This window comes from Reichenbachiella sp. MALMAid0571, assembly GCF_040151475.1.
Classification (GTDB): domain Bacteria; phylum Bacteroidota; class Bacteroidia; order Cytophagales; family Cyclobacteriaceae; genus CAXBNB01.
In genome coordinates this window covers 19,772-32,854 of the sequence record NZ_JBDKWG010000136.1, presented here as the reverse complement: position 1 = coordinate 32,854, position 13,083 = coordinate 19,772, and the positions used below count along the sequence as shown (strand labels likewise).

Genomic DNA, 13,083 nt, shown 5'->3' with positions numbered 1-13,083 from the left:
CTTGCCAAGTGATCTTCAGGTAGCCAATCGTTAAGGTCATGTGGCATAAAAGAAACTTGTTCTCTATCCGCTCCAATAAATGATATCATGCCCCAAGATATAAATAATTGGGTGGTTTATTAAGTCCGACAGACTCCTAGGGTCAATCTTGTCAGATAAATAATTAGCCTTATCAGATATTGAAATTCCTTCATGATCCCATAAAAGGGAAAAGACATATTGGTCATTAAAATCAATACCCTCAATCCATTTTTCTAATTCCCTTTGAGGTTTATCTAAGTAGGAAGAATTTGCTTGGTAGAAGTTCTTGATGTTTGTGAAGATGATAAACCTGTCACAATCATTCTTCAATTCTGAATGAAGTTCAAACTCTCCTTTTTTTAATTTTTCTTGGTCACAAAAATCATTGACATTGTTGGTCAGGAAGAAGCATTTTTTTAAGCCATGTTTATTTGCGAAATTAGAGTAGGTTAGCCAGATCAAGGCATCTTTAAGCTCAGTCTTTTTTTCAGTAAAGGGTTTCTCTCTCTTAATTGCTTTTGCCAATACTGGTTGAAGTAATTCATTATTGCATTTTAAAATTCTTACATTTTGAAGCCTTTGAAGATTATCGTAGAATTCATCAAAATCCCTGAGAGAAGCTGTTTTATCAGGTAAAATGTAGTCAGAAAACCGCCTGAGATTATTTCTTAGGGAAGTATTTATCTTTTTGAGCTCAATTAAATTAGTATCAAGTTTTTTCTCAAAATTATATCTTAGCTCAAGTAGGACAACTTCACTTATGATCAAGTTAACACGTTTATTTCTTACAACTTGTAAAAGGCGCTGATTAAAATTTCCTATCCAGAAAGGATTGGGATAGAGAATTGAAGTATCAATAAAGATGTTCATTATGTTTGATTCGATTGCCGTACCACCAAAATAACCACATTCTACCCGGAAACAAAATTCCCAATCTCACAGAGGAAGAGCCAACTCTCCAAGGATTGGTTTGAGAGTTCCCAGAGTATTGGTGAATATCATCCAATTAAAGAAGAAAATCCTTGTAGGATTATGGTCATTTAGGTCAAAGACAACTTGCTCTCAGGAGAGCCCAGCCATTTAAGCATTCTGTTGTGTTCTCTTATAGCTTCCCAAAATCCTTTTTTGCTGTAGTATGGGATGTTGTATTCTGCTGTGGTTTGTTTCACCAGTTTTGAAATAGCAGGATAGTGTACATGGCATATTTGCGGATACAGATGATGCTCTACCTGATAGTTGAGTCCACCGCCGTACCAGGTTACCAATTTGTTGTCGTTGGCAAAGTTTACCGAAGTATATAACTGGTGTACAAATCGTGAGTATTGGAGCTTACCATTTTGATCAGGTGTAGGGTAAATGACTTCTTCCATCAAATGTGAAGGCTGGAAGATGACAGCCAGAGCCAGCCCACTAAATACATGCATGGTCAGAAAGCCCAGAAAAATTTCCAATCCGGAATAGGAGGTGAAAAACAACGGAATACCAATGATGTAGCTGTAATATATTATTTTGGTAACGATTAGGATCACTATTTCTCCGGCGATGCTATTGGTGTTTTTCTGCAGCCATCCTTCTCTATAGAAGTTAATTATTTTGATAAAATCTTTAAAAGTGACCCAGAAAAATGTACCCAGTCCGTACAACACCCATGCATAGATATGTTGGTATTTGTGCACACCTGAAATGCTTGAATACGGAGAAAGTCTCAAGATAAGTTTCGGGGCAATGTCTTCATCATGGTCGTGTATATTTGGATAAGTATGGTGTTTTACATTGTGTTGTATTTTCCAGTTGATGGCATTTCCACCCACAAAATTTAAAGTATAGCCAAGAATTTTGTTGACGGTTTGGTTTCCTGAGTAAGCACCATGGATGGCATCATGCATTACGGAAAGTCCTATACCTGCCATACCCAGACCCATTAAAGCAGATAAGATTAAGGCTACAACCGTTCCTGGTTCAAAAATGACTATCGCCAAAAAAGGAAGTATGAACAAACACAGCATAAAGACTGTTTTTATGTACATTTCTGTATTTCCGTACCTGGAGATTCCTTTGGTTTTGAAGTAGTCGTTCACTCTTTTGTTGAGGGTGGCAGTGAAAGCTTTTGAATTCTCGTCTTCGTTGTTAAAAAAGATTTTTTGGGTCTCAATCATAAACTTAAAATTTGCGCAAATCTAACCATTAAAATATTGTTAATTACCAATTGATATTCGTTAATTGGCTAATGTTGTATGTTTGTCTGGTTTTAAGAAAAATATATTGATATGAGTCCATTATTGGTTTTTTCTATCATTGTAGGGTATTTCGGATTGCTGTTAATTATAGCAAGGCTTACTTCGAGAGGAAGTGACTCTGAGTCTTTTTTTACGGGTAATAAACAATCTCCCTGGTATCTGGTGGCTTTTGGTATGATTGGTGCCTCTTTGTCAGGAGTTACTTTTATTTCTGTGCCGGGCGAGGTGGGCAATTCCAACTGGTCTTATTTTCAAATTGTACTTGGGTATTTGGTTGGTTATCTGGTGATTGCTACGGTGTTGTTGCCGCTTTACTATAAACTCAACCTCGTCTCTATTTATCAATACCTTGAGACCCGTTTTGGTGTCAGGTCTTACAAAACAGGAGCGTTTTTCTTTTTGATTTCTCGTGTAATCGGAGCATCATTTCGACTTTTCTTGGTGGCAGGTGTGTTGCAGATAGCGTTTTTCGATGCATTTAATATACCATTTTGGGTTTCGGTTTTGGTTACGATTGCCCTTATCTGGATGTACACTTTTCAGGGAGGGATCAAAACCATTGTATGGACTGATACTTTGCAAACTTTTTTTATGCTTTTGGCTGTTGTGATCAGTATCTATTTTATTGCCTCTGAACTGGATTTAACTTTTGCCTCTTTGGTTACTTCCATTACTGACAGTCCAATGTCAACTACTTTTATATGGGATTGGAAAGCACCGGGTAATTTTTACAAACAATTTCTGTCAGGTGCATTCATTGCCATTGTCATGACAGGATTAGATCAGGATATGATGCAAAAAAACCTGACTTGTAAAAATTTGGGAGATGCTCAAAAAAACATGTTTTGGTTTAGCACCTCTTTGGTGTTTGTCAATTTACTTTTTCTTGCTTTGGGAGTGTTGTTGTATCATTATGCTGCGGTACAGGGCATATCTATACCTGAGAGAACGGACAGTTTGTATCCTTTTTTGGCGATCAATGAGTTTCACTTAGTGGGTGGAATAGTATTCTTATTGGGGATTACGGCTGCTGCTTATTCGAGTGCCGATTCTGCCCTCACAGCCTTAACTACTTCTTTTTATGTGGATTTTTTAAATAAAGACCCAAAGGAGAGTGACAGTAAAACAAGGATGGGCATTCATCTGGGATTTTCATTACTTATATTTTTTGTAATCCTTGTTTTCAGAGCAATCAATGACGATAGTGTAATTGTAGCAGTGTTTAAAGTGGCGGGATATACTTATGGACCACTTTTGGGACTGTACAGTTTTGGGTTGTTTACCAAAAAGAAGATTAAAGATAAGTTTGCTCCGTTGGTGTGTATAGTATCTCCCGTGCTGACTTATTTACTGAATGTAAATTCAGAATGGTTGTTTGGAGGCTATAAGTTTGGTTTTGAATTGCTGTTGGTAAATGGCTTGTTTACATTTTTAGGGCTCTCGCTTATATCTCAAGTTCAATCGCAGGATCCCAAAAATGCTTTTTGAAATCTTTGATCTGATCGTCTTCTACAATCAATCCATCAGCTTCTAAAAGTTCCTGCATTTTGGTAGGAGTGTTAAAGTGCATTTTACCTGTTAGCAAGCCCATTCTATTTACCACCCTTTGCGCAGGTATGTTGTCATCCTGGCCATGTGCAGCGTTCATTGCCCATCCTACCATCCGAGCACTGATTTTTGATCCTAAAAAATTGGCTATTGCTCCATAGCTTGTTGCTCGTCCTTTTGGGATCAGTCGCACAACATCATATACATCTTCAAAAAAGTTGGTGTTCATGGATTACTTATTTATACACTCTCGCTTTGTTTAACGCTCGTTGGTATTTTTCAGCATTGCGTAGGTGGTCTTTTAAGTTGGTAGCAAAATTATGATTTTCTGAAAAGTCTTCTTTGGCACACATGTACAAGTACTTATGTTGCCCATAATTAAGCACTGCATCAATGGCTTTCTTTTCCGGCATATTGATTGGTCCCGGAGGAAGCCCCTTGTACTTATAAGTATTGTAAGGAGAATCTATTTCTTTGTGAACATTCAATACCCGTTTGATTGTAAAATCCTGTGCTGCAAACACCAAAGTAGGATCAGCCTGTAGTGCTATTCCCTTTTTAAGCCGGTTCATGTATAGTCCGGCTACTGTTTTGAGTTCGTTCTCATTGGCGGTTTCTGCTTGTACTATAGAAGCCAAAACAGAGACTTCTTTAGGACTCATTCCAATGGATTGAGCTTTGTTTTTCCGCTCTTCACTCCAGAATTTGTCATATTCAGTTTTCAATTTTACCAAAAGCTGTTCCGGACTGGTGTTCCAGTACGCCTGATAGGTATTGGGTATAAACATGCCAATGAAATTGAGGCTGTCAAATCCCAAAGCTTGCTGCATAGAATCATTGTGGATTTCAGATAGAAATTCGCCTTCAGTCATTTCAAGGTTTTTAGTAATCTTCGGAGCTAAGTCCTCCAACAATCTGGCATTGTTGAAGGTGACATTCACAGCCGTTTGTTCTCCTGACCTTAGCAGCCGGATCACATCAATATTGGTCATATCAGCATCCAGATAGTAAAGGCCCGGTTTCACGTTTTTATGATACTTCATTAGTTTCGATAAAAAACTAAAGGAAATCAGGTCATTGACATATCGTTGGTCATACACTATATTCTGAACATCTTTAAAAGTAGAGTTAGTAGGTATGATTAGAGCTTTGGACTGACCCTGCACTAAAAAATTGGGAGAGTATATTATCTGGAAAGCATAAAAAGCAAATGAAGACAGCATCGTAGAAAATACGATGATGACAATTGCGAGTATTTTAGGTTTTTTCATATCGGGCACAAAGCTAAACCCTAACTGAGGGTTTTGAAATACTATGGAAAAAGTTTTTAGCAATTGGGAAAACCCAGCCACACACAAAACTGTATTGGAGTATTCCAATCAGAACGAGTTATATTCGCACAATAATTATTCAAATGGAAACCCTGTTTATAAAAATGTATACTGAAAACCCTGATCCGGCTAAGGTTGAGTTGGTAGTAAAGATTTTGCGCAAAGGGGGAGTAATTATTTATCCTACGGACACAGTTTATGGTATGGGGTGCGATATTTTTAATACCCGTGCCATAGACCGAATTAAAAGGATTAAGCAACTCAAGGGAAAAAAGGTAGATATGTCTTTCATCTGTTATGATTTGAGCCATATTTCTGAGTACACTAAGAGCTTGCCTACTTCTGTTTTTAAATTAATGAAAAAGACCCTTCCCGGTCCTTTTACTTTCATTCTCAATTCGAGTAACAAAGTCCCGAAAATTCTGAATACATCTAAAAAAACTGTAGGGATACGTGTTCCTGACAATAATATTCCCAGAGAGATTGTAAAGGAATTGGGGAACCCTATTATCACTACCTCGATTAAGGATGATGATGAAGTGATAGAATATTCTACCGATCCCGAACTTATTTTAGAAAAGTTTGACGGGTTAGTAGATTTAGTGATTGACGGTGGCTATGGCAATATTGTGGCGAGTACCGTGGTTGACTGTACGGGTAATGAGCCGGAAGTATTGAGGGAAGGAATGGGTGATGTGGATCTGATTGGCTAATGATTGTAATAGAAAGTCAATATTTTCCTTCTCTGGAATATTTCAGTTTAATAAAAGATGAACCTGAAATATTGATCGATGGATATGAACATTTTGTGAAGCAAACCTTTCGTAACCGTTGTTATATCAAAACTTCTAATAAAATACTTCCTCTTTCTGTGCCACTCAATGGGGTGAATAAAAAAATATCAACACGATCAATTAAGATAGATCCAATTGTCGATTGGAGAAAAGACCATTGGAGAGCAATCACTTCTGCCTACAATAGGTCACCATTTTTTGAGTATTATGATCAGTACATATACGACATTATTTATGGCGACCACACCTTACTATTTGACTTGAACAATGAAATCCTGTCATTCTGTCTTAAAGTTTTGCAATTAGATGTCAAGATAGCCTATTCTGAAAAGTATGTAGAAGCCAGGGATATGGGCTTTCAGGATTATAGATCGGTCATTCATCCGAAAATAGGACATCTTCATAGAAAAATTCATACACCTAAGGCATATACTCAGGTGTTTGGTAATAATTTTGCTTCGAACTTGAGTATATTAGATTTGGTTTTCTGTTGCGGACCAGATTCGAGAAATTATATTTAACAAAAACTGTCGGACTTAGCACAACGAATGAATTAAATCTTTCGTTTTTAGCAGAAAGTTTAGTTTTTGTTAGATTAAAATATATTTTTACTATAGATAATAAATACCAGACATGGAAGCAAAGTTTTCAAATAGGGTAAAGGAAGTAATCTCGTTAAGTAGGGAGGAGGCACTTCGTCTGGGACATGATTACATAGGCACTGAACATCTTATTTTGGGAATGTTGAGAGAAGGTGAAGGTGTTGCAGTCAGTCTTTTAAAAAAATTAGGTGTTTCACTCGATGATTTGAGGACATCTATTGAGAGGGCAACCAAAGGGTCTGCCACCAGCAATGTCAAGAATTTAGCCAATATTCCACTAACCCGCCAATCAGAAAAGGTACTTAAGATAACTTATCTTGAGGCTAAAATATTCAAAAGTCAGTTGATAGGAACTGAACACCTGTTGTTGTCCATCCTTCGGGATGAAGATAATATTGGTACTCAGATTTTAGATAAATTCGATGTGGCTTACGATGTGGTAAAAGAAATGCTCGAATACCAAACCGAAAACCCAATGGGTTCTTCTGATACTGATGAACCAGATGAGGATTCTTCCAGATTGTTTGGAGGCGAAAGTCATTCTTCCGGAAAAGAAACAGGATCAAAATCTTCCGAAAAATCCAGAACTCCTGTTCTGGATAATTTTGGCCGGGATTTGACCAAGTTTGCAGAAGAAGACAAGCTCGATCCTATCGTGGGAAGAGACAAAGAGATCGAAAGAGTAGCTCAGATTTTAAGCCGGAGAAAGAAAAATAACCCTATACTTATCGGTGAACCCGGAGTAGGTAAAACAGCAATAGCTGAAGGGCTGGCTCTTAGGATTATACAGAAAAAAGTGTCTCGTGTCCTTTTTGGAAAAAGGGTCGTAACTCTTGATTTGGCATCACTCGTAGCTGGTACAAAGTACAGAGGGCAATTTGAAGAAAGGATGAAAGCTGTGATGAATGAGATTGAAAAATCTCCTGAAGTCATTCTTTTTATAGATGAGTTGCATACCATTGTTGGTGCTGGTGGGGCTTCCGGATCATTGGATGCTTCTAATATGTTTAAACCTGCTCTGGCTAGGGGAGAAATACAATGTATCGGTGCAACTACACTTGACGAATACAGACAATACATAGAGAAAGATGGGGCTTTGGCCAGGAGGTTTCAGATGGTTATGGTGGATGCTACTTCAGTAGAAGAAACCATTCAGATTCTTGACAATATTAAAGATAAATACGAGGATCACCACAATGTAACTTATACTCCTGAAGCTATTAAATCTTGTGTTACTTTATCGGACAGGTATATCAGTGATAGATTTCTTCCTGATAAGGCCATAGATGTTTTAGACGAGGCTGGTTCCAGGGTTCATATCAACAATATATATGTTCCGGACGAGATTGTTAGTTTGGAAGAGTCTATTGAAGAAATCAAGAAACTTAAGAATCAGGTAGTAAAGAGTCAGAAGTACGAAGAGGCTGCTCAACTTAGAGATAAGGAGAAGAAACTCATAGAGCAGTTGGAGAGAGCTAAGGCTAAGTGGGAAGAGGATACAAAATCACAAAGATACACCGTAAATGAAGACAGTGTAGCGGAAGTGATTGCCATGATGACTGGTGTTCCTGCAAAACGTGTTGCTCAAAATGAAGGAAACAAACTTCTGGGCATGCGTGACGACTTGAAGAAAAAGGTGATTGGTCAGGATGAAGTAATAGTAAAATTGTCAAAAGCAATTCAGAGAACCAGAGTAGGTTTGAAAGACCCTAAAAAGCCAATTGGATCTTTCGTCTTTCTTGGACCAACCGGAGTTGGAAAAACTGAATTGGCTAAAGTGCTTTCTACTTATTTGTTTGACAAAGAAGATGCATTGGTACGGATAGATATGAGTGAGTATATGGAGAAATTCTCTGTGTCCAGACTTGTAGGAGCACCTCCGGGATACGTAGGTTACGAGGAAGGTGGCCAGCTTACTGAAAAGGTAAGAAGAAAGCCTTATAGTGTTGTTTTATTGGATGAAATAGAAAAAGCTCATCCCGATGTATTCAATATTCTTTTACAGGTGTTGGATGATGGTGTGCTTACTGACGGATTGGGAAGAAAAGTTGATTTTAGAAATACCATTATTATCATGACATCTAACATAGGTGTTAGAGACCTGAAAGATTTTGGTGCAGGTATTGGATTTGCTACTCAGGCCAAGAAAAATAACATGGATGAGATCATGAAGTCAACCATTCAGAATGCTCTGAAAAAGACTTTTAGTCCTGAATTTTTAAATAGATTGGATGATGTGATTATATTCAATTCACTTGAGAGAGAACATATCCATCAAATTATTGACATTACACTTGGAAAATTGTTTTCTAGAATCACAGAGTTAGGATATAAAGTCGAGTTGACAGATAAAGCGAAAGATTTCCTTTCTGATAAAGGATATGATCCTCAATTTGGTGCCAGACCTCTAAACAGGGCTATACAGAAATACTTGGAAGACCCAGTGGCGGAAGAAATACTTAAAGGAGATGTTAAGGAAGGAGATACTATTTTAGCAGATTATGATGGTAAAGCAGAAGAACTGTCTTTGAAGATTAAAAAATCTAAAGCTAAAAAAGAGCCTAAGGAGGAAGAATAGGATTAAAACAATTTAGAAATAAAAAAAACCGGCTTATAGTCGGTTTTTTTATGCTATTTCGGGTACATGCGGAGAATCATTTGCGAAGTGTCGGAGATGGATTTCTCAGTTAGTATGCTTATTTTGCGCTTGTGATATCCAAAAAAACTAAATATGCTATAAATGCATTGGTTCATCTGGCCAAGAGAAGAGATGAAGGGCCAATATTGATCAGTGATATAGCTGTTTCTGAGCATATACCTCAGAAGTTTCTAGAGGCTATTTTATTAGATCTAAAGAAAGCGGGCATATTGGCCAGCAAAAAAGGTAAGGGAGGCGGATATTATATGACTAAGTCGCCGGTGGATATTCACATGGCTGAGGTGATGCGTTTGTTTGATGGGCCGATAGCCTTGTTGCCGTGTGTTACATATATGTATTACGAACGATGCGAAGAGTGCAAAGATGAAGAAACATGCGGTATTAGAGATGTGTTCCTTGAGTTGAGAAATAAGACTGTCGATTTACTAAAGGGTGCTACTTTAGAGGAAATAATAAAGCGGGAAAATCAGGGAGTTAAGGTAAAAGATTGAGCCTAACTAAATTATTATGGTATTAGATACAGAACTGTATTTCATTATTACTTAAAACAATTATTGAGGCTTCTTTAAATTTAAGAAAGTATTTATTTTGATACCCAAATACCAATTATGAAAACCATTTGCGTTTTTTGTGGATCTTCAATTGGTAAAGATCCGGAATTTGAAATTCAGGCAACCCAACTTGGTGCAAAACTGGCAGCATTTGGTATTGCATTGGTTTATGGCGGTTCGAAAATTGGATTAATGGGAGCTGTAGCCAAAGGGTGCGCTGACAATGGAGGAAAAGTAATTGGAGTCATTCCTCACTTTCTGGATCAGGTAGAGATCACCAATCTGGATGCAGATGAACTCTATCAGACCAAGTCTATGCATGAGAGAAAAATGAAAATGTCTCAATTGTCTGAAGGTTTTATTGCTTTGCCGGGAGGTTTTGGAACCATGGACGAATTGTGCGAAATACTAACTTGGGCGCAACTTGGTCTGGTAAAACACCCTATAGGATTACTCAATATCAATGGTTATTTCGATCATCTGATTGCATTATTTAGGCACATGAATACCAACCAATTGTTGAAAGATCAAGACCTTAAGCTTCTTCTTTATGACGATAATATCGACGGACTGCTGCAAAAGATGAAAGATTTCACGCCTGAAAAAAATAGTTTTTTGGATAAATTGGATTTACTCTGACCAATTTTTCTCTTTCTGCATCCAAAGGATGGAGAAAGAGACAATAATTTAATTCTAATTTCCCATGTTATTCGCTACATTTAATGCTCTAATTTGAGCTCAAATGAAAGAATCTTTTCTCCATTTCATCTGGCAGTTTCAACAGTTTGATAAATCAAAACTGCGAACTACTGATGGTGAGCTGGTGGAAATTTTCTCCACAGGAAATCACAATACAGATGCGGGACCCGATTTTAAAAATGCTAAAATCAGAATTGGTAAGATTGTTTGGCATGGACAGGTAGAAATACATATTTCCAGTAGTTATTGGACATTACATGGGCATCAGAATGATAGAGCTTATGACAATGTGGTACTGCATGTTGTATGGGAAAATGATCAGAAAATATACAACAAGGATGTAAAGTTAATTCCCACAATAGAGTTGAAGGGTAGGATTGAACCTGAACTATTGACCAAATGCAATCAATTATTGAACAGTCCTGAGCTCATTCCCTGCTCATCTCAAATTATTGATGCCAATAAGATGAATGTGTTTTCGATGCAGCAACAGGCAACAATCGAAAGACTTAAAATCAAGTCAGAAGTTGTATTTGAATTGCTGAAAAGGAATAAAATGGACTGGGAAGAAACGACTTATCAGTTGTTGGCTAAAAACTTTGGATTTAAAATCAACAGTGAACCTTTTTTAAGGCTTGCTCAAAATGCGCCATTAAAATACCTGAAAAAGCATGTTGGAAATTTGCTGCAAATTGAAGCTATGCTTTTTGGTGTTGCCGGTTTTTTGGATCAATCACCCAAAGATGATTACCATTCGATTCTGATGAATGAATATGCATTTCTAGCTAAGAAATATTCGTTAGAAGGTAATGAAATTCCAGAATCATCCTGGAAGCATTTAAGATTAAGGCCGGGGAATTTTCCTGCGGTTAGAATTTCCCAATTTGCAGCACTTATCAATCAGAATCCACACTTATTTGATAGTTTTACGAATTTTGACGATGTAAAAATCCTTAAAAAATCCTTGAGGATAAAGCCGTCAAATTATTGGGAAACACACTATCATTTTGGAAAAGAAAGTAAAAGGCAATTGAAAGGTATGGGGCTAAATAGTGTTGAAAATCTGTTGATCAATACTACAGTTCCTCTTTTGGTAGCCTATAGCCAGCATCTGGATGAACCAAAATACATGGATCAGGCTCTGTTGATTCTTGAAAACCTGAAACCGGAAAGCAATTACATCACTAATAAGTGGCAGGAGTTGGGTCTTTCGTCAGTCAATGCATTTGAGTCTCAGGCACTCATCGAAATGTACAACAACTATTGTTTGAAAAAGAGATGCCTTTCCTGTAAAATTGGGGTAGGACTAATCAGCAATAAATGAACCCCCATGCCATATTTGTTTTAATTTTAAATCTGTTGGTGATAGGAGGGTTCTCTTATTTTATCTATTTAAGGTTAAACAATAGCCCAGCCAGAAAACTTTATTTTCCGGCGTTGTTCTTTAAGGTAGCCTGTGGGCTGGCACTTGGTTTACTGTATTTCTATTATTATCAAAAGGGCGATACTGTTTTTTACTTTAATGCGGCAAAAGATTTGCTCAAATTTCCTATTGCAGACTATTTACAAGAAGTTTTTTTCACAAAAATCCCTTACAATCAGAGAAGTACTTTGCCGATGGTGAAAATCACAAGCCTATTCTTATGGGTGACGGGTTCCAATTATTGGTTGGCTACTATTTATTTTTCATTGTTTAGCTTTTGTGGTTGCTTCTATTTTGTCCATCAATTGGCAAAAAAATATCCTGAATTCAAAATGACGGCTGCTATTTCATTTTTGTTTTATCCTTCGGTTATGTTTTGGTCGTCAGGCATTTTAAAAGAAAGTGTCGTTTTTGGGATCGTAATGTTTTTATCCGGATTTTTAATTCGATATTATTTTTGGCGAAAAATAAATATTTGGCAGGTGTTCATTTTTATGACCGGAGGATGGCTGATGCTGGTTCTAAAATATTATATAGCTGCGGTTTTTTTGCCAGTAGTGGTTGTAGTTTTTTTGCTTTCGTTTGCTAACAATAGTGATAAGATTAAAAATAGTAAACCAGTATATAAGTATTTTGGACTAGTTCTACTGGTGGCTGGAGTAGTAATATGGGCTTCAAATATGCAGTACAACCTTGACATAACTCGTATATTTTCTGTTGTCAAAGACAATCAACAACAAATACTAGCAACGGGAAATCCGGAAAATATGATCCACTTTTTGGATGAATCACAATCGATATTGATGGTATTTCCTAATTTAATTATTGCCCTGTTTTCAGGGTTGTTTGGCCCTGTTTTTCCTCAAATGACATCTTTCCTGCAAGTGACACTTTGCATTGAAAACCTTATGGTATTAGTATTGTTTTTCACCAGTTTGAATCGTAAAATAAAGGTGTCTGATGACAACAGAGTTTTGATTTATGGAGGAGTAATTTACATCTTGATATTGGCGACACTATTGTCGTACGCTACACCGGATTTTGGTACTCTTACAAGATATAAAGTATATTTTATGCCTTACTTTCTTATGTTTATTTTGTGTAAAAATCTATTAGTTTCAAAACTTAAATCTCTGATTAAGTTTTTGTAATTATTTTGGATAAACCTTTTAGGCTATTTAAACTCACATTTATTTGTAGATTGTTTATATTTATTAT

General features: G+C 36.9%; 12 protein-coding genes. 8 read left to right on the top strand and 4 right to left on the bottom strand.

From position 1 onward, the window contains the following. Positions 1-63: 63 nt before the first annotated feature. Together AAOP42_RS13705 and AAOP42_RS13700 are read right to left on the bottom strand one after the other, a co-directional pair. Entirely contained in the window at positions 64-891 is an 828-nt protein-coding gene (locus AAOP42_RS13705; RefSeq protein WP_349529100.1) for a PIN domain-containing protein, read from the bottom strand. A 170-nt stretch (positions 892-1,061) separates the two neighbouring features. Beyond that, positions 1,062-2,177 (bottom strand): fatty acid desaturase family protein, encoded by a 1,116-nt coding sequence (locus AAOP42_RS13700; protein WP_349529099.1) that lies wholly within the window; start codon positions 2,175-2,177, stop codon positions 1,062-1,064. 111 nt (positions 2,178-2,288) lie between these two features. On the opposite strand from AAOP42_RS13700, the gene AAOP42_RS13695 reads away from it, so the two are divergent. Further along, positions 2,289-3,746 carry a sodium:solute symporter gene (locus tag AAOP42_RS13695; RefSeq protein WP_349529098.1) on the top strand — a complete coding sequence of 486 codons (1,458 nt, stop codon included), beginning with the start codon at positions 2,289-2,291 and terminating at the stop codon, positions 3,744-3,746. Here AAOP42_RS13695 and AAOP42_RS13690 read toward each other — a convergent pair. Both AAOP42_RS13690 and mltG read right to left on the bottom strand, forming a co-directional pair. After that, positions 3,703-4,035: an MGMT family protein gene (locus AAOP42_RS13690; RefSeq protein ID WP_349529097.1), complete on the bottom strand. Its 333-nt coding sequence runs from the start codon at positions 4,033-4,035 to the stop codon at positions 3,703-3,705. The two genes, AAOP42_RS13695 and AAOP42_RS13690, sit on opposite strands and share 44 nt — an antisense overlap. 7 nt (positions 4,036-4,042) lie before the next feature. Beyond that, positions 4,043-5,185, bottom strand: coding sequence for an endolytic transglycosylase MltG (mltG, locus tag AAOP42_RS13685; RefSeq protein ID WP_349529096.1), 1,143 nt, complete (start codon positions 5,183-5,185; stop codon positions 4,043-4,045). Between the two features lie 35 nt (positions 5,186-5,220). Between mltG and AAOP42_RS13680 the strand changes: the two genes are divergently transcribed. From AAOP42_RS13680 to AAOP42_RS13650, 7 genes are all read left to right on the top strand, one after another. After that, the gene (locus tag AAOP42_RS13680) at positions 5,221-5,850 is read left to right on the top strand and encodes an L-threonylcarbamoyladenylate synthase (RefSeq protein WP_349529095.1); all 630 of its coding nucleotides are present in this window, start codon (positions 5,221-5,223) and stop codon (positions 5,848-5,850) included. Then, positions 5,850-6,452, top strand: coding sequence for a WbqC family protein (locus AAOP42_RS13675; RefSeq protein WP_349529094.1), 603 nt, complete (start codon positions 5,850-5,852; stop codon positions 6,450-6,452). The genes AAOP42_RS13680 and AAOP42_RS13675 overlap by 1 nt, the downstream gene beginning before the upstream one ends. A 112-nt stretch (positions 6,453-6,564) precedes the next feature. Then, entirely contained in the window at positions 6,565-9,111 is a 2,547-nt protein-coding gene (locus tag AAOP42_RS13670; protein ID WP_349529093.1) for an ATP-dependent Clp protease ATP-binding subunit, read from the top strand. A gap of 131 nt (positions 9,112-9,242) precedes the next feature. Then, the gene (locus AAOP42_RS13665) at positions 9,243-9,683 is read left to right on the top strand and encodes an RrF2 family transcriptional regulator (protein ID WP_349529092.1); all 441 of its coding nucleotides are present in this window, start codon (positions 9,243-9,245) and stop codon (positions 9,681-9,683) included. 117 nt (positions 9,684-9,800) lie between these two features. Beyond that, entirely contained in the window at positions 9,801-10,382 is a 582-nt protein-coding gene (locus AAOP42_RS13660) for an LOG family protein (RefSeq protein ID WP_349529091.1), read from the top strand. Between the two features lie 103 nt (positions 10,383-10,485). Continuing rightward, positions 10,486-11,766, top strand: coding sequence for a DUF2851 family protein (locus tag AAOP42_RS13655; RefSeq protein WP_349529090.1), 1,281 nt, complete (start codon positions 10,486-10,488; stop codon positions 11,764-11,766). Continuing rightward, the gene (locus AAOP42_RS13650) at positions 11,763-13,016 is read left to right on the top strand and encodes a hypothetical protein (RefSeq protein WP_349529089.1); all 1,254 of its coding nucleotides are present in this window, start codon (positions 11,763-11,765) and stop codon (positions 13,014-13,016) included. Before AAOP42_RS13655 ends, AAOP42_RS13650 begins: the two co-directional genes overlap by 4 nt. Positions 13,017-13,083: the final 67 nt, after the last annotated feature.